Source organism: Pseudomonas sp. RGM 3321 (assembly GCF_022836805.1).
GTDB lineage: Bacteria > Pseudomonadota > Gammaproteobacteria > Pseudomonadales > Pseudomonadaceae > Aquipseudomonas.
Genome location: NZ_JALHBH010000113.1, coordinates 71162 through 87708 on the forward strand (window position 1 = coordinate 71162; position 16547 = coordinate 87708).

The 16547-nt window shown below is 59.4% G+C and carries 15 protein-coding genes; 12 read left to right on the forward strand and 3 right to left on the reverse strand.

What is annotated here, in order from left to right; all coding sequences use genetic code 11:
• Positions 1-12 precede the first annotated feature (12 nt).
• Positions 13-669, reverse strand: coding sequence for an XRE family transcriptional regulator (locus RGM3321_RS16775; protein ID WP_244394006.1), 657 nt, complete (start codon positions 667-669; stop codon positions 13-15).
• Between the two features lie 159 nt (positions 670-828).
• Here RGM3321_RS16775 and RGM3321_RS16780 point away from each other — a divergent pair, with 159 nt between their 5' ends.
• From RGM3321_RS16780 to pdeM, 11 genes are all read left to right on the forward strand, one after another.
• On the forward strand, positions 829-1035 hold the full coding sequence (locus tag RGM3321_RS16780; protein ID WP_002554826.1) for an SEC-C metal-binding domain-containing protein: 207 nt from the start codon (positions 829-831) through the stop codon (positions 1033-1035).
• A gap of 195 nt (positions 1036-1230) precedes the next feature.
• Complete coding sequence (locus tag RGM3321_RS16785) at positions 1231-3705, forward strand: penicillin acylase family protein (RefSeq protein ID WP_244394007.1); 2475 nt, start codon at positions 1231-1233, stop codon at positions 3703-3705.
• Between the two features lie 633 nt (positions 3706-4338).
• Positions 4339-5385: a ligase-associated DNA damage response exonuclease gene (locus RGM3321_RS16790; protein WP_244394008.1), complete on the forward strand. Its 1047-nt coding sequence runs from the start codon at positions 4339-4341 to the stop codon at positions 5383-5385.
• A complete protein-coding gene (locus RGM3321_RS16795; RefSeq protein WP_244394009.1) occupies positions 5382-7085 on the forward strand; it encodes an ATP-dependent DNA ligase in 1704 nt (567 codons plus the stop codon). The genes RGM3321_RS16790 and RGM3321_RS16795 overlap by 4 nt, the downstream gene beginning before the upstream one ends.
• Positions 7086-7427: 342 nt before the next feature.
• The gene (locus RGM3321_RS16800) at positions 7428-8210 is read left to right on the forward strand and encodes a transporter substrate-binding domain-containing protein (protein ID WP_244394010.1); all 783 of its coding nucleotides are present in this window, start codon (positions 7428-7430) and stop codon (positions 8208-8210) included.
• 80 nt (positions 8211-8290) lie between these two features.
• Complete coding sequence (locus RGM3321_RS16805; protein ID WP_002554830.1) at positions 8291-9019, forward strand: ABC transporter permease; 729 nt, start codon at positions 8291-8293, stop codon at positions 9017-9019.
• A complete protein-coding gene (locus RGM3321_RS16810; RefSeq protein WP_244394011.1) occupies positions 9016-9726 on the forward strand; it encodes an ABC transporter permease in 711 nt (236 codons plus the stop codon). Before RGM3321_RS16805 ends, RGM3321_RS16810 begins: the two co-directional genes overlap by 4 nt.
• Positions 9727-9738: 12 nt before the next feature.
• Entirely contained in the window at positions 9739-10857 is a 1119-nt protein-coding gene (locus tag RGM3321_RS16815) for a succinylglutamate desuccinylase/aspartoacylase family protein (RefSeq protein WP_244394012.1), read from the forward strand.
• Between the two features lie 9 nt (positions 10858-10866).
• On the forward strand, positions 10867-11631 hold the full coding sequence (locus tag RGM3321_RS16820; RefSeq protein ID WP_244394013.1) for an ATP-binding cassette domain-containing protein: 765 nt from the start codon (positions 10867-10869) through the stop codon (positions 11629-11631).
• Between the two features lie 240 nt (positions 11632-11871).
• Positions 11872-14364, forward strand: a complete 2493-nt coding sequence (locus RGM3321_RS16825; RefSeq protein WP_244394014.1) for a ligase-associated DNA damage response DEXH box helicase — start codon at positions 11872-11874, stop codon at positions 14362-14364.
• Positions 14361-15017 (forward strand): ligase-associated DNA damage response endonuclease PdeM, encoded by a 657-nt coding sequence (gene pdeM / locus RGM3321_RS16830; protein ID WP_244394015.1) that lies wholly within the window; start codon positions 14361-14363, stop codon positions 15015-15017. The genes RGM3321_RS16825 and pdeM overlap by 4 nt, the downstream gene beginning before the upstream one ends.
• Positions 15018-15088: 71 nt before the next feature.
• Here the strand turns inward: pdeM and RGM3321_RS16835 are convergent, their stop codons facing one another.
• Both RGM3321_RS16835 and dcd read right to left on the reverse strand, forming a co-directional pair.
• Positions 15089-15310, reverse strand: coding sequence for a hypothetical protein (locus RGM3321_RS16835; RefSeq protein WP_058401645.1), 222 nt, complete (start codon positions 15308-15310; stop codon positions 15089-15091).
• Between the two features lie 112 nt (positions 15311-15422).
• The gene (dcd, locus tag RGM3321_RS16840; protein ID WP_002554836.1) at positions 15423-15989 is read right to left on the reverse strand and encodes a dCTP deaminase; all 567 of its coding nucleotides are present in this window, start codon (positions 15987-15989) and stop codon (positions 15423-15425) included.
• A 319-nt stretch (positions 15990-16308) separates the two neighbouring features.
• Between dcd and RGM3321_RS16845 the strand changes: the two genes are divergently transcribed.
• Entirely contained in the window at positions 16309-16518 is a 210-nt protein-coding gene (locus RGM3321_RS16845; protein ID WP_244394016.1) for a cold-shock protein, read from the forward strand.
• Positions 16519-16547: the final 29 nt, after the last annotated feature.

Sequence of the window (16547 nt, forward strand, 5' to 3'; positions counted from 1 at the left end):
GTACAACAAGGCTCATAGCCTGGCGGTCATTCTCACGGCCACGCCAATGATGCGACAGTCGGCACCACACTCGATCATTTTGTACGCAGGATTCAAGGGCTTCAGGTAGCGCGTGCCGCCGTCCTCGACCAGCTTCTTGAAGGTCGCCTCGTTGCTGGCGGGCAGCTTGGCGATCACGAGCCTGCCGGGCTGCACATCGGCTTCTGTATCAACCAGAATCATCATCCCCTCTGGCACGCTGACGCCAGTGGGTGCAGTCATCGAGTCACCCTTGACCTCCAGCCAGAACGCCGGGCCCTTGGAGTCGTAATCGGAGATTTCATAGCGATCGGAAAAACCGTCGGGGTAAGGCTCGACGGCCTCCTCCCAGGAGCCTGCCGACACCCAGCTGATTACTGGATAACGAAAGGACATGTTCGGCTGATCGATCAGGGCAACGTTGGCGTCAAAGGGGGCGTCCTTTTCAGGCCCTTCGCCAATCGCCAGCCATTCGGCACGAAAGCCCGTCGCTCGCGCCAGTGCATAGAGGTTTTCCGGCCGCAGGCTTTTGCTTTCGCCGCTGATCCATTGGGTGACGGCAGAATTGGCAACGCCGCACTGTGCGGCAATTTCCCCTTTCTTCATGCCGCTGGCGGCAATTGCCCTGGCGATACGCTCTTGTCGGGTCATAGAGTTGGCTCTGCGCATAAAAATACAAAGACGCTGAAAAACGCCCGAAAAAATAAGCATACTTAAATTTACAGTGATATGTGAATCGAAATATGCCGATACTGCTTCGTCCTGATTTGCGGGATAATGCGCGCCAGATTTATTTGCGGAGTAAAACCGATGAACCAGCAAGCCCATGTTCATGGCCCCGATTGCAACCACGACCATGATCACGATCATCACGACCACCAGCATGGCCATGTGCATGGTCCGAACTGCGGGCATGCCCACCAGGAACCGGTGCGCAACACCCTGAAAGATGTAGGTCGCAACGACCCTTGCCCGTGCGGCAGCGACAAGAAATTCAAGAAATGCCACGGCGCGTAAAGCGTTGAGCGTTCTTCTGACGGCCTGCATAAGCAGGCCGTTTTCATTTGCGCGCGTCTTCACACGCAATGGAGCGAGAGGCGTGTGGCCAGCTTCTGCAAAATCCTGAAATAAACTCGCCCTCCCCGCTTGCGCGCTGACGGCCTGCTCTCTAACGTAGCGACTTTTGTACGTTACCCCTCCAGGAGCTTGCCCATGGCCTCGCCAGCCCTTCGTCATTTTCTACCCCGATTCGGCGCTGCCGCCGCTGCGGCGAGTTTCCTGAGCCTTGCCGGCTGCCAGTTGGGCGGCGGTGATCCCGAGACCGTATTGCCTGCTTCCGGGACGTTCCCGCTCAAAGGGCTGGCGCAAAACGTTTCCGTGCGCCGCAACAGCATGGGCATGCCGCTGATTGAAAGCAGAACGTATCACGATGCGCTGTTCACCCTCGGATATATCCATGCCGGTGATCGCATCGGTCAGATGCTCGGAATGCGCCTGCTGGCTCAGGGCCGTTTGTCGGAAATGGCCGGGGCGGACGCGCTGGAAGTCGACCGTTTGATGCGCTCGGTCAACCTCAAGCAAAACGCCAGCGACCTGTATAACGCCGCCTCGCCTCGCTTGAAGCGCTTCTTCGACGTCTATGCGCGCGGCGTTAACGCTTACCTGTTCCGCTACCGCGACAAGCTTCCGGCCGATGTCGCCAATTCGGGTTACAAGCCGGAATACTGGAAACCGGAAGACTCGGCGCTGATCTTCAGCCTGCTCAATTTCAGCCTGTCGGTGAACCTGCAGGAAGAGCTTTCGGCGCTGGTGCTGGCGCAGAAAGTCGGGGCAGACAAACTTGCCTGGCTGCTGCCGACCTATCCTGACGAAGAACTGCCATTTGCCGAAGCCGACAAGCTCAAGGGCCTGAACCTGAATAATCAGGTCAACGGCCTGAGCGACCTGAACAAGATCGCCTTGCAGCTCTCGGACCTGAACATGCTTGGCGTTGCAGCCTCCAGCAATTGGGCCATCGCGCCGCAACGCAGCCGAAGCGGCAAGAGCCTGCTGGCTAGCGACATGCAACTGCCTGCCGGGCTCAACTCCGCCTGGAGCTTCGTGCAGATCCGAGCGCCTAAATATCAGGTGTCCGGCGTTTCCATCGCTGGCTTGCCGCTGGTCCTGAGCGGTTTCAACGGCAAGTTGGCGTGGAGCATGAGCAACGTCAAGGGCGACAATCAGGACCTGTTTCTGGAGAAGATCAAGCGCGAAGGCAACCGAGTGTCTTATATGGCTGACGGCAAATGGCTTCCCGCCACTGCCCATCAGGAGACCTTTCTGGTCAAGGGTGGTAGCCCGCTTCGCGAAACCGTATACGAGACCCGCCACGGCGCGCTGCTCAACGCCTCTGCAACCCCGCCCGGCAACGGTTTGAGCCTGGCGCTGCAAGTCCCGAACTTCAAGGACGACAAGAGCCTGGATGCGTTCTTCGATCTGTCCCGTGCACCTGACGTCGAGAAAGCCTTCGACACCAGCCGCGAGATTCGGGCGATCACCCTGAACATGATCTTTGCCGACGTCTCGAATATTGGCTGGCAGGTCACTGGCCGCTTCCCGAACCGCCGTGAAGGCCAGGGCCTGCTGCCTTCGCCGGGCTGGGATGGCAAGTACGACTGGGACGGTTTTGCCGACTCGATGCTCCATCCTTACGACCAGGACCCGCGTCAGGGCTGGCTCGCGGCAGCCAACCAGCGCACAATTCCGAAAGGCTACGGCATGCAGCTCTCCAACTCGTGGGGCTACCCGGAGCGCGCCGAGCGCATTGCCGAACTGGCCAACAGCGGCAAGCAGGACCTGCGCAGCACCGTCGCCATGCAGTACGACCAGACCACGACTTTCGCGGCCAAACTCAAGACCATGTTTCAGGCGCCGGGCATGAGCAAGCCGCTCAAGCAGGCCATCGACGCCCTGCCGGAAGCGGATCGCAACAAGGCCCGCGAAGCGCTCACTCGCCTGATGGCATTCGATGGCAAGCTCAGCGCAACATCGGCTGACGCTGCGCTGTACGAGCTGTTTCTGCAGGAAAGCGCCAAACAGATTTTCCTTGATGAGCTAGGCCCGGAAACCAGTCCTGCCTGGCAGGCGCTGGTGGCCAACGCCAGCTCGTCGTATTCGCCGCAAGCCGACCATTTGCTGGGCCGTGATGACAGCCCGTACTGGGATGACGTCAAAACCCCGCAGAAAGAAGACAAGCCAGCCATCCTGGCGCGCAGTCTGGCGGCTGCTGTGACCAGTGGCGACAGCCTGTTGGGCAGCGATCACAAGGCCTGGCAATGGGGCAAGCTGCACCGCGACAACTGGACCTCGACCAGCCCGCTCGCCAAACAGTTGGGTGGCGGCGAGTTCAATCGCGGTGCGTCTCCGGCAGGGGGTGACCACAGCACGCTGAACGTGTCCGGTTTCGAGTGGGGTAAAGGCTTCGAGACACACGTGGCCCCCGGCTTGCGCATGATCGTCGACTTCAGCCTTGTCGAGCCCATGACCGGTCTGATCAGCACCGGCCAGTCCGGCAACCCGGCCAGCCCGTATTACGCCAACAGCATCGAGCCGTGGCAGAAAGGCCAATACATGTCGATTCCGCTGCAACAGCAGAACTATGAAAAAGGCTACGGCAAGCAACGCCTGACACTCACGCCGGGCAAGTAAGCGCCGAAAACCGGACGCGGAGCGTCCAGAACGGCATACCCACGCGGAGCATGGGCAAGATGGTGTTATCCAGAGCGCCTATAGTTCCGAATGCTCCAGCGGGAATAGCCACGCGGAGCAGGCTCCCGAACGCCTATCGTTCCCACGCTCCGCGTGGTAATGCATTTCGTGACGCTCCGCGTCACACCGTTCTGCGATTCAGTGAGATTCAGGCTCGACTTGAGTCACCTTTTCGCCCCTCGGCGACCTACTTTGATGGGGCCAAAGCAGGCAAATCCCCTCGCTCCTGTTTCCGGCCCGACTTCGTCGGGTTCCTTCGCCCTGACACTGATCCGGGGGCGCCGCAACGGGCCATCCTTGGCACGGTGCGGCAAGCCTGGCGTCCTGCCAGGCTAGCCCCGGATCAGCGCCAGGACTCAGCCGTCACTAAGGTCGCACTCTGCGTCGTCAGTGCCATCGTGATAAAAAACGCTTTTATACACAATAGTGTTCTCCATACCAGAGCATGGTGACGGTAGCGACCTGTTCTCTCGTAGACATGTCGCGGCTCACGCTCCGTAGCGCACGCAAACTCCCCGAACTTCCAGACCCGACCCGGCTCATAGCTAACAAGCCCATCCATACGGTTGCCTCATGGATCTTGTCGTTGCTCGTCCCGAAGGTTTGTACTGCCCACCCGGTGATTTCTATATCGACCCGTGGCGCCCGGTCGAACGGGCCGTCATTACCCATGCACATGGCGACCACGCCCGTACCGGCAATCAGCATTACCTGTCGGCGGCCAGTGGCGAGGGCATTCTGCGTTCGCGCCTTGGCCAGGACATCAACCTGCAGACCCTGGAATACGGCGAAACCATCACCCATCACGGGGTAAAACTCAGCCTGCACCCTGCCGGGCATGTGTTGGGGTCGGCGCAGGTGCGGCTGGAATACCAAGGCGAAGTCTGGGTCGCTTCCGGGGATTACAAAGTCGAACCCGACGGCACCTGTGCGGCGTTCGAACCGGTGCGCTGTCACACCTTTATTACCGAATCGACCTTCGGCCTGCCGATCTATCGCTGGGCACCGCAGTCGCAGATTTTCGAAGGCATCAACGAGTGGTGGCGTGGCAATGCGGCCCAAGGCAAGGCCAGCGTGCTGTTCGCCTACTCGTTCGGCAAGGCTCAACGCATCCTGCATGGCATTGATTCGCAGATCGGGCCGATTCTGGTGCATGGCGCTGTCGAGCCGTTGAACCGGGTTTACCGTGAAGGCGGCATTCGTATTCCGGAAACGCAATACGCTGGCGATTTCAAAAAGACTGACCCGGCCCTGCGTCAGGCGTTGATTCTCGCCCCGCCCTCGGCCGGTGGCAGCAGTTGGATGAAGCGCTTCGGCGAATACAGCGATGCGTTTGCCAGCGGCTGGATGATGCTGCGCGGCACGCGACGTCGGCGTGGCGTGGATCGCGGTTTCGTGCTGTCCGATCACGCCGACTGGCCCGGCTTGCTGTGGGCCATCGAACAGACTGGTGCCGAGCGGGTCATGGTCACCCACGGTTCGGTCGGCATACTGGTGCGTTATCTGCGCGAACTGGGGCTGGATGCGCAGGGCTTCAGCACCGAGTACGGCGATGAGGAGGACAGTAACCCGGCGGCTGCCGAGCCTGAGACGGCAACTGCGGGGGAGGCTCAGTCATGAAAGCCTTCGCGGAGCTCTACGCACAACTGGACGCAACCACATCGAGCAACGCCAAACTCGCCGCGATGCGTGACTATTTCGAGAAAGCGGCTGCAGAGGATGCTGCCTGGGCCGTGTACTTCCTGTCCGGTGGACGCCCCAGGCAACTGGTGCCGACACGCGTGTTGCGTGAGCAGGCAATGACTCTGGCGAATCTGCCGGAGTGGCTGTTCGAAGAAAGCTATCAGGCGGTCGGTGATCTGGCGGAGACCTTGTCATTGTTGCTGCCCCAAGCCGATCACAGCAATGACGAGGGCCTGGCCACCTGGATGGAAGACAAGCTGCTGCCGTTGCGCGGCCTGCCGCCCGAAGAGCTGGCAGCACGCCTGCCGATGTTCTGGTCGCAACTGGACCGCAGCAGCCTGATGGTCTGCATCAAACTGATCACCGGCAGTTTCCGGGTTGGCGTGTCGAAATTGCTGGTAACGCGCGCACTGGCTGCGCTGGCCGATATCGACAGCAAGCGCGTCGCCCAAAGGCTGGTTGGCTATACCGACCTGTCGCATCGGCCCAGCGCCGAGCGCTACCTGAAACTGATCGCGCCTGAATCCGAAGACGAGCACGCACAACGTGGCGGTCAGCCCTACCCGTTTTTTCTTGCCCATTCCCTGCAACAGCCCGCCGATCAGTTCCAGGAGTTGCTCGGGGCGGCCGAGAACTGGCAGGTGGAATGGAAGTGGGACGGTATTCGCGCACAACTGGTCAAACGTGACGGACGCTTGTGGATCTGGTCGCGCGGCGAAGAGCTGGTCACCGACCGGTTTCCCGAGCTGCACAGCCTGGCGCAGTGCCTGCCTGACGGCACGGTGATCGACGGCGAAATCGTCGTCTGGAAAGCCCCCGAGCCGAGCCCCGATGGCAGCGCTGAATTTGCGTTGAACGGTAATGCCACCGCGGCGTTACCTTCGGTTCAGCCCTTCGCCCTGCTGCAACAAAGGATTGGCCGCAAGACCCTCGGCAAGAAAATTCTCGCTGACGTTCCCGTGGTGGTACTGGCATATGACCTGCTTGAATGGCAAGGTGATGACTGGCGCAGCCGACCGCAACATGAACGTCGCGCGCAACTGGAAACCTTGATCGAAAGCGTCCAGAGCGAGGTGTTGATGCCCTCCCCGGTACTCACCGGCAAGGATTGGCTTGATCTGGCGACTCAACGTGAAGCCTCTCGCAGCCTGGGCGTCGAGGGCATGATGCTCAAGGGCCGCGACTCGCTGTACGGCGTCGGTCGCACCAAGGACATGGGCGTGTGGTGGAAATGGAAAATCGACCCGTTCAGTATCGATGCCGTGCTGATCTACGCGCAACGTGGCCACGGCCGACGTGCCAGCCTGTACAGCGACTACACCTTTGCGGTGTGGGACGGCCCGCCCGACGCCAGTGAGCGCACGCTGGTGCCATTCGCCAAAGCCTACTCAGGGCTGACCGATGAGGAAATGCGCAAGGTCGACGCTATCGTTCGTAAAACCACCGTGGAAAAATTCGGCCCGGTGAGCAGCGTCACACCGACACTGGTATTCGAACTGGGCTTTGAAGGCATCGCCTTGTCAAAGCGCCACAAGAGCGGCATTGCGGTGCGCTTCCCGCGCATGTTGCGCTGGAGGCAGGACAAGCCGGTGGCCGAAGCCGACAGCCTGGCGTCATTACAGGACCTGTTGAATTGACGCACCGAAAAAGTGCGCGAGAAATGACGCGCACCTTTTTGAAACATTGCGTGACGCCAGAGTTCTTCTGCACGCAGAAACCTTTCTCTTGCGTTACCAATCTGCCGCTCGCCGCGAGCTGAATAGGGTGTGGTTTACGTCACAGAGAACAACATCCGGCCCATAAACGTGCCAAGGCGGCAGATTGCCAGCCATTTATACGAAATAGCGACAACGCCTTACATTTCAAACGCACGTTCATCGCTCTGGTTCGGAAATTGCTACCTTCTGCCAGTCTGGCACTTGCCGGTAGCAAGCTTCGCGTGTTCCCAACGCCCCATTTAAGGTTTTAAGGACTGAACGATGAAAAAAGCATGGCTGACTCTTTCTGCACTGGCTCTGTGCCTCGCCGCCGGTAACACGATGGCCAAGGAATACAAGGAACTGCGCTTCGGCGTTGATCCGTCCTATGCGCCGTTTGAATCCAAAGCCGCCGACGGCAGCCTGGTCGGCTTCGATATCGACCTGGGCAACGCGATCTGCAAAGAGCTGAAAGTCACCTGCAAATGGGTTGAAAGCGATTTCGACGGCATGATCCCCGGCCTCAAGGCACGCAAGTTCGACGGCGTTATCTCCTCGATGACCGTGACCCCTGCTCGCGAAAAAGTCATCGACTTCTCCAACGAATTGTTTTCCGGCCCGACCTCGCTGGTGTTCAAGAAAGGTGCAGGCTTTACTGCCGATCCGGCCAGCCTGAAAGGCAAGACTGTGGGCTATGAGCAAGGCACTATTCAGGAAGCCTACGCCAAGGCCGTACTGGACAAGGCCGGTATCTCCACCAAGGCCTACGCCAACCAGGACCAGGTTTACGCTGACCTGACTTCGGGCCGTCTGGACGCTTCGATCCAGGACATGCTGCAAGCCGAACTGGGTTTCCTGAAGTCGCCAGCCGGTGCCGACTACGAAGTCAGCAAGCCTATCGACAGCGAATTGCTGCCAGCCAAAACTGCCATCGGCATCGCCAAGGGCAACAAGGAGCTGAAAGCGCTGCTGGATAAAGGCATCAAGGCGATGCACGACGACGGCACCTACGCCGAAATCCAGAAAAAGCATTTTGGCGACCTGAACCTGTACAGCGGCAAATAACACCCCGACGCCCATCGATTTCGGCGATGATTCGCCGCCCAATCGATGGGCGTCTCTGTTTTTGAAAGCAAGGCCTATCCATGCTCGATGCACTCATGCAAAACCTGGGACTCTCGGCATTCAGCCTGAAGGGCTTTGGCCCGCTGTTGCTGGAAGGCACCTGGATGACCATCAAACTGGCTGTGCTGTCCCTCGCGCTGAGCATTCTGCTCGGGCTGATCGGGGCAAGCGCCAAACTGTCGAGCTCGGCGCTGCTGCGCGTTCCGGCACAAATTTATACAACACTGATCCGCGGTATCCCGGATCTGGTGTTGATGCTGTTGATTTTCTACAGCCTGCAAACCTGGCTGACCATGCTCACCGACGCAATGGAATGGGAATACATCGAAATCAACCCGTTCGGCGCGGGTGTCATCACTCTGGGCTTCATTTATGGGGCATATTTCACCGAGACGTTTCGCGGTGCGATTCTGTCCGTGCCTCGCGGTCAGGTGGAAGCGGCAACCGCCTACGGCTTGAAGCGCGGCCAGCGATTTCGCTACGTTGTGTTCCCGCAAATGATGCGTTACGCACTGCCGGGGATCGGCAATAACTGGCAGGTGCTGCTCAAGGCCACCGCACTGGTATCGATCATCGGCCTGGCTGATCTGGTCAAGGCCTCGCAGGACGCCGGCAAAAGTACCTATCAGCTGTTCTACTTTCTGGTGTTGGCGGCATTGATCTACCTGCTGATCACCAGCGCCTCGAACTTCGCCCTGCGTTGGGCTGAACGGCACTATGCCGCAGGCAGCCGGGAGGCACAGCGATGATCGAGTTGTTACAGGAATACTGGAAACCCTTCCTTTATACAGACGGCGTAAATATCACCGGGCTGGCCATGACCATGTGGCTGCTCAGCGCCTCAATCGCCATCGGCTTTTGCGTGTCGATCCCGCTGTCGATTGCACGGGTGTCGAAAAACCGCTGGGTACGCTGGCCGGTGCAGTTCTACACCTACCTGTTTCGCGGCACGCCCCTCTATATACAGTTGCTGATCTGCTACACCGGCATTTACAGCATTGCCGCAGTGCGTGAACAGCCGATGCTGGATGCGTTTTTTCGCGATGCGATGAACTGCACGATCCTGGCCTTCACCCTGAACACCTGCGCCTACACCACGGAAATCTTTGCCGGGGCGATCCGTAGCATGGCCCACGGCGAAGTCGAAGCGGCCAAAGCCTACGGTCTGACTGGCTGGAAGCTTTATGCCTACGTGATCATGCCATCGGTGCTACGCCGTTCGCTGCCGTACTACAGCAATGAAGTTATTCTGATGCTGCACTCGACCACGGTGGCCTTTACCGCCACAGTGCCAGACATATTGAAAGTGGCGCGGGACGCCAACTCTGCGACCTTCATGACCTTCCAGTCCTTCGGTATCGCCGCCGTCATGTACCTGACCGTGACGTTCGTTCTGGTCGGGCTGTTCCGCCTTGCCGAACGCCGCTGGCTGGCCTTTCTCGGCCCGGCCCACTAATCAGGACTGAACATGCGCCATCACACCCACGACTTGCTGTCGCCAGTGCCAGGCACTGCCCGGCAGGTCCACAGCTTTCACTACGGTCCGCAAAACGGTTCCGGCAAGGTTTATATCCAGGCTTCACTGCATGCGGACGAACTGCCGGGCATGTTGGTTGCCTGGTATCTGAAGCAGCGTCTGGCAGAACTGGAAAGTGCTGGTCGCCTACTGGGTGAAGTCGTCGTAGTGCCGGTCGCTAACCCGATTGGTCTGGAACAGGTCCTGATGGACACACCTTTGGGCCGCTACGAGCTGGAAAGCGGCCAGAACTTCAATCGCTGGTTCAGCGACCTTGGCGCACAGGTCGGCGATGAAATCGAAGCCCGGCTGACTGCTGATGCAGAGCACAACATCGCACTGGTGCGTAAAAGCCTGAGAGCGGCGCTGGATGCCGTACCCGCAACCACCCAATTGCAATCGCTGCGCCTGACCCTGCAGCGCCTGGCTTGCGATGCCGACATGGTGCTGGACCTGCACTGTGATTTCGAATCGGTCGAGCACCTGTACACCACGCCCGAAGCCTGGCCTAAAGTCGAGCCGCTGTCGCGCTATCTGGGCGCGCAAGCCAGCCTGCTGGCGACCGACTCGGGTGGTCAGTCGTTCGATGAATGCTTCACGCTGGTCTGGTGGCAATTGCAGCAACGCTTCGGTGAGCGCTTTCCAATTCCCATGGGCAGCTTCTCGGTTACGCTGGAGCTGCGCGGGCAAGGCGATGTGAACCATGCCCTCGCCAGCCGTGACTGTCAGGCCATCATTCATTACCTGATCGACGCGGGCATCATCGACGGCGAACTCCAGCCTCTGCCCGAACTGCTCTACCCCGCTACGCCATTGGCAGCGGTCGAACCGGTGACCACGCCGGTCGGCGGCCTGCTGGTGTTCTGTGCGATGCCCGGCGAACACGTCGAGGCTGGCCAACTGATTGCCGAGGTCATCGACCCTATCAGCGACACCGTGGCCTGCATCCATGCCTTGAACGCGGGCCTGCTGTATGCGCGCTCGCTGCGCCGCATGGCGACTGCCGGCATGGTCATTGCGCACATCGCCGGCACCCAGGCCTATCGCAGCGGCTATCTACTTTCTCCTTGAGGACCTGCCATGTACAAACTGACCATCGATGGCCTGCACAAAAGCTATGGCGACAACAAAGTGCTCAAAGGCGTATCGCTCAAGGCCAGCAGCGGTGACGTCATCTGCCTGATCGGAGCCAGCGGCTCCGGCAAGAGCACCTTTCTGCGCTGCATCAATTTTCTCGAACAGCCCGATGACGGGGCGATGAGCCTGGACGGCAAGCAAGTACGCATGGTCAGCGACAAGGACGGTATGCGCGTTGCCGACGCGGATGAACTGCAGCGCATCCGCACGCGTCTGGCGATGGTGTTTCAGCATTTCAACCTGTGGGCGCACATGACCGTGCTGGAAAACATCACCATGGCTCCGCGCCGGGTACTGGGCGTGCCCAAGGCCGAAGCCGAGGCCCGCGCGCGCAAGTACCTGGAGAAGGTCGGGCTGCCGGAGCGCGTCGCCGATCAGTACCCGGCGTTCCTGTCGGGCGGCCAGCAACAGCGCGTGGCCATTGCCCGTGCGCTGGCAATGGAGCCGGAAATCATGCTGTTCGACGAGCCTACCTCGGCACTGGACCCGGAACTGGTCGGTGAAGTGCTGAAGGTCATTCAGGGCTTGGCCGAGGAAGGCCGGACCATGATTCTGGTGACACACGAGATGGGCTTTGCACGCAAGGTTGCGAGCCAGGTGGTGTTCCTGCATCAAGGCCAGATAGAAGAGTCCGGCCACCCGGACGAGGTGCTCAACAATCCGAAAAGCGAGCGCTTGCAGCAGTTTTTGAGTGGCAATCTGAAGTAGCGTTTTTTGTGTATGACGCCGGAAACGCCTGGTAACCGGAGCTGAAATATCCACGACTATAGTCCCCACTCCAGCGTGGGGATGCAGTGCTCGACGCGCTGCGTCGCCAAGAGGGCGCGGAGCGACGCACTACTATAGTTGAGATCATCGTTCCGCATGCTCCAGCCACATAACCATTTAAAACTATTACCCTTTCTTCGCTGTCTCTGACTTAACGCCACTCAGAGCACACGCAAACGGATGAGCAGACCCACCGATTTCGCTCGACGATGGTTTCTCGCCCGGGGCTGGAAGCCGTTCGCTTTTCAGAAGGAGGTCTGGGCGGCGGTGAAGAAAGGTGAGTCCGGCCTGCTGCATGCCAGTACCGGCTCAGGCAAGACTTATGCAGTCTGGTTTGCCGCACTCAACCGCTTCGCCAAAGCCAATGCGCCTGTCATCGATGACAAACCCCGTAAACGTAAACCGCCCGCCGCGCCGTTGAGTGTCCTGTGGATCACGCCCATGCGCGCCTTGGCCGCCGATACCGCCAGAGCCCTTGAAGCGCCGTTGGCCGAGTTGGATATTCCGTGGACGGTTGGCTTGCGCACCGGCGATACCAGCGGCAGCGAACGCGCCCGCCAGAGCCGGCGATTGCCCTCAGCGCTGATCACCACACCGGAGAGCCTGACGCTGTTGCTGACCCGCGCCGATGCCCAGGTCGCCTTGTCGACGCTGAAAATGGTGGTGGTGGATGAATGGCATGAACTGATCGGCAACAAGCGCGGCGTGCAGCTGCAATTGGCACTGGCGCGCCTGCGGCGATGGAATCCGCAACTGATCGTGTGGGGCATTTCGGCAACGCTGGGCAATCAGGAGCATGCGCAGCACGTGCTGATCGGCGACAACGGCGTGACCGTACAGGGCAAGGTCGACAAGCAATTGCTGGTCGATACGTTGCTGCCGCCTTCCATCGAACGCTTTCCGTGGGCCGGACATATGGGCCTGCGCATGCTGCCGCAAGTGGTCGCCGAGGTGGACAGCAGCGCCAGTTGCCTGGTGTTCACCAACACACGGGCGCAATCGGAAATCTGGTATCAGGCGCTACTCGAAGCGCGCCCGGACTGGGCCGGATTAATTGCCCTGCACCACGGATCTCTGGCACGCGAAGTCCGTGACTGGGTCGAACGTGCGTTGAAAGAAGGCGCGCTCAAGGCCGTGGTGTGTACATCAAGCCTGGATCTGGGCGTGGACTTTCTGCCGGTCGAGCGCGTGTTGCAAATCGGCTCGCCCAAAGGTGTCGCACGGCTGATGCAGCGTGCAGGACGCTCAGGCCATGCGCCGGGCCGCCCTTCGCGTGTCACGCTGGTGCCGACCCACAGCCTGGAACTGGTCGAAGCGGCTGCCGCTCATGACGGCGTCGCCGCGCGGATGATCGAGCCCCGCGAATCGCCGCAGCAGCCGCTGGACGTTCTGGTCCAGCATCTGGTCAGCATCGCGCTGGGCGGTGGCTTCATGCCCGATGAGCTGTTGACCGAAGTGCGCAGCTCCTGGGCCTACCGTGACCTCAGCGACGAGCAATGGCTATGGGCGCTGGCCTTTGTGCGCAACGGCGGCCACTCACTGACCGCCTACCCCGATTACCGCCGCGCCGAACCGGATGAACAGGGTGTCTGGCGTGTTCCCGATGCGCGTCTCGCCAGGCGCCACCGCATGAGCGTCGGCACCATCGTCAGCGAAGCCACCGTTAACCTGAAATACTGGAAAAAAGGCGGCGGTGGCGGCTCGCTGGGCAGCGTTGAAGAAGGTTTCATCGCCCGGCTCAAACCTGGTGACGGCTTTCTGTTCGGCGGGCGCTTGCTGGAGCTGGTCCGGGTGGAAAACATGACCGCCTACGTCAAGCGGGCTACGGGCAAGAAAGCCGCCGTGCCACGCTGGAACGGTGGGCGAATGCCCCTGTCCAGCGAACTGGCGGACGCCGTGGTGGAGAAGTTCGATGCTGCGGCGCGGGGTGAATTCACCAGCCCGGAAATGCAAGCCATCAAACCCTTGCTGGAAGTGCAGCAACAATGGTCCGGGCTACCGCGACGCGACACACTGCTGGCTGAAACCCTTAAATCCCGTGAAGGCTGGCACCTGTTTCTCTACCCGTTCGCCGGTCGTCATGTGCATTTGGGGCTGGGAAGTCTGCTCGCCTGGCGTCTGAGCCGGCATCGACCGTTGACCTTTTCCATCGCCGTCAACGACTACGGGCTGGAACTGCTCAGCGCCAGCGAGATTGACTGGGCCCAAGCGTTGCAGGCTGACCTTTTCAGCGAGACCGATCTTTTGGCCGACATTATTGCCAGCCTGAATGCGGGCGAACTGGCGCTGCGACGCTTTCGCGAAATTGCCCGCATCTCAGGACTGGTGTTTTCCGGCTACCCGGGTGCTGCGAAAAGCAATCGACAACTTCAGGCATCGAGCGGGCTGTTCTTTGAAGTATTCAAACAATACGACGCTGACAACATGCTACTGACCCAGGCCGAACAGGAAGTGCTACGCCAGGAGCTGGATCTGCAGCGTCTGGAGCTGACATTGCGCCAGATCAACAGTCGCAGGCTGGACCTGCATGCGATAAAGCGCGCGACCCCGTTGGCGTTTCCTCTACTGGTCGAGCGCTTCCGCGAAAGTCTCAGTTCGGAAAAACTCGCTGACCGCATTGCGCGCATGGTCCGTGATTTGGAGAAAGCCGCAGGTCCGGAGCATGAGCAATGAAGCCTTACCTCGCAGTAACGCTGGCGGGAGAGGAGCTATGGCTGCTGGCCGACAAGGCCATCTACTACCCAGCAGAACGATCGCTGCTGATCGCCGACGCGCACTTTGGCAAGGCAGCGGCCTACCGCAAGCTAGGTCAACCGGTGCCACATGGCACCACCCAAGCCAATCTGCGAAGACTGGACAGCCTGCTCGATGCATATGCCTGTGATCATCTGATCTTTCTGGGCGACTTTCTGCACGCACCGGAATCACACGCAGCGGGCACACTCGCGGCACTAGAGCAATGGCGGGCGCAACACCCGGCGCTACGCATCACCCTGATCCGTGGCAACCATGACAAACGGGCGGGCGATCCCCCCGCCTATCTGGGCATTGATGTGGTTCCCGAACCCCTGATGCTGGGACCTTTTGCCTTGCAGCACGAGCCTGATCCACACCCGCAATTGCACGTACTGGCAGGGCACGTTCACCCGGTTCACCGGCTGCATGGGCGTGGCAGGCAAAGCTTGCGACTCGCGTGCTTCTACCTGGGCCCACGCGTCAGCCTGCTGCCAGCGTTCGGAGAGTTTACGGGTGGGTTTCAGATTCGTCCGGCGCAGGAGTGCTCAGTCTATGTGACAGGCGGTGATGCAGTATGGCGAGTGGTGTAGCGTCGCTCTCAGCCATAGCCATATAGATAAGAGTACCCTGCCCCTCACAAGGAGAAGCAGGGAGCTGATAATCAGGCAACCGGCGCAGGTGGCGGCTCGTCAGGAACGGTAGGTCCACCTGGCTCAGTGGGCTCCGGAAAAGGAGTATCTGGCCCTGGATCACCCGGAATGCCACCACCGACCACATTCAGCTCGGGAAGCAGATCTGAATGAGCCATCAATGACCAGGCCAGCAGCCCGATCTCGTTAAGCGGAGATTCAACCTGTTCAGAGATTTTGAAAGTAGTCTTCATAGGGCACTCCAGATCAAAGGCCTTCGCACATATCGATTATGCGAAAGCATGTGAGCAGATAGAGTGCGAAATAGAGTATTAATTCAATTCCACTAATCACCTGACCGGCAAATCAGGTGCGTGGCAGGGTGACGCCACGCTGGCCCTGGTATTTGCCGCCTCGATCCTTGTAGGACACTTCACATTCCTCATCTGACTCAAGGAACAGCATCTGTGCCACGCCTTCGTTGGCGTAGATCTTGGCCGGCAATGTAGTGGTGTTGGAGAACTCCAGCGTCACATGACCTTCCCACTCAGGTTCAAGCGGCGTGACGTTGACGATAATACCGCAGCGCGCATAGGTGCTTTTGCCCAGGCAGATGGTCAGAACGTTACGCGGAATGCGGAAATATTCGACGGTGCGTGCCAGCGCAAAAGAGTTGGGGGGGATGATGCACACGTCGCTCTTGATATCGACGAAGCTTTTTTCATCAAAGTTTTTCGGATCGACCGTGGCCGAATTGATGTTGGTAAACACCTTGAATTCGTCGGCGCAACGCACGTCGTAGCCGTAGCTGGACACACCGAAGGAGATCACCCTGTCAGCCCCTTCGCCACGTACCTGGCGCTCGACGAAGGGCTCGATCATCCCGTGTTCCTGCGCCATGCGGCGAATCCACTTGTCCGATTTGATGCTCATGGCGGTGTCCTGAATAGCGAGGTAAAAAAGATATCCGGCATCTTACCGGGCCGGGGCCGACGGTTCAAAGGCAACCAGTAGCAAGTTTGCGTGACAGGCCGGGCTCTTTCACTGCGAATGGAAATAATCATCAACAGACCATTGGCACGTTCGGAAAAAAGGGTTAAGGTGGCGTCACTGTGTTGCTTGTGTCACTGAGAATCTCTACACGATGTTGAATTTCGATCCAACCATCTCCATGAATTTTCCAGCTCTTTGCACTCAGTCTCGGCCAGGGCTCTTCCTACGCCGCAGTTAACTTTGTCCAAGGAGATATACTATGTCCAATCGCCAAACTGGTACCGTTAAGTGGTTCAACGATGAAAAAGGCTTCGGCTTCATCACTCCACAATCCGGTGACGACCTGTTCGTGCACTTCAAAGCTATCCAATCCGACGGCTTCAAAAGCCTGAAAGAAGGCCAACAGGTTTCTTTCATCGCTACCCGCGGTCAGAAAGGCATGCAAGCTGAAGAAGTTCAAGTTGTCTAACTTGTACTGATTCGCTTAAAAACCCCGCC

What these genes read in the sequence shown, in the direction of transcription:
- RGM3321_RS16845 (WP_244394016.1), top strand. Translation starts at nt 16,309, where the DNA reads ATGTCCAATCGCCAAACTGGTACCGTTAAGTGGTTCAACGATGAAAAA.
- RGM3321_RS16780 (WP_002554826.1), top strand. Translation starts at nt 829, where the DNA reads ATGAACCAGCAAGCCCATGTTCATGGCCCCGATTGCAACCACGACCAT.
- RGM3321_RS16775 (WP_244394006.1), bottom strand. Translation starts at nt 669, where the DNA reads ATGACCCGACAAGAGCGTATCGCCAGGGCAATTGCCGCCAGCGGCATG.
- RGM3321_RS16800 (WP_244394010.1), top strand. Translation starts at nt 7,428, where the DNA reads ATGAAAAAAGCATGGCTGACTCTTTCTGCACTGGCTCTGTGCCTCGCC.
- RGM3321_RS16805 (WP_002554830.1), top strand. Translation starts at nt 8,291, where the DNA reads ATGCTCGATGCACTCATGCAAAACCTGGGACTCTCGGCATTCAGCCTG.
- RGM3321_RS16820 (WP_244394013.1), top strand. Translation starts at nt 10,867, where the DNA reads ATGTACAAACTGACCATCGATGGCCTGCACAAAAGCTATGGCGACAAC.
- pdeM (WP_244394015.1), top strand. Translation starts at nt 14,361, where the DNA reads ATGAAGCCTTACCTCGCAGTAACGCTGGCGGGAGAGGAGCTATGGCTG.
- RGM3321_RS16815 (WP_244394012.1), top strand. Translation starts at nt 9,739, where the DNA reads ATGCGCCATCACACCCACGACTTGCTGTCGCCAGTGCCAGGCACTGCC.
- RGM3321_RS16825 (WP_244394014.1), top strand. Translation starts at nt 11,872, where the DNA reads ATGAGCAGACCCACCGATTTCGCTCGACGATGGTTTCTCGCCCGGGGC.
- RGM3321_RS16785 (WP_244394007.1), top strand. Translation starts at nt 1,231, where the DNA reads ATGGCCTCGCCAGCCCTTCGTCATTTTCTACCCCGATTCGGCGCTGCC.
- RGM3321_RS16795 (WP_244394009.1), top strand. Translation starts at nt 5,382, where the DNA reads ATGAAAGCCTTCGCGGAGCTCTACGCACAACTGGACGCAACCACATCG.
- RGM3321_RS16790 (WP_244394008.1), top strand. Translation starts at nt 4,339, where the DNA reads ATGGATCTTGTCGTTGCTCGTCCCGAAGGTTTGTACTGCCCACCCGGT.
- dcd (WP_002554836.1), bottom strand. Translation starts at nt 15,989, where the DNA reads ATGAGCATCAAATCGGACAAGTGGATTCGCCGCATGGCGCAGGAACAC.
- RGM3321_RS16835 (WP_058401645.1), bottom strand. Translation starts at nt 15,310, where the DNA reads ATGAAGACTACTTTCAAAATCTCTGAACAGGTTGAATCTCCGCTTAAC.
- RGM3321_RS16810 (WP_244394011.1), top strand. Translation starts at nt 9,016, where the DNA reads ATGATCGAGTTGTTACAGGAATACTGGAAACCCTTCCTTTATACAGAC.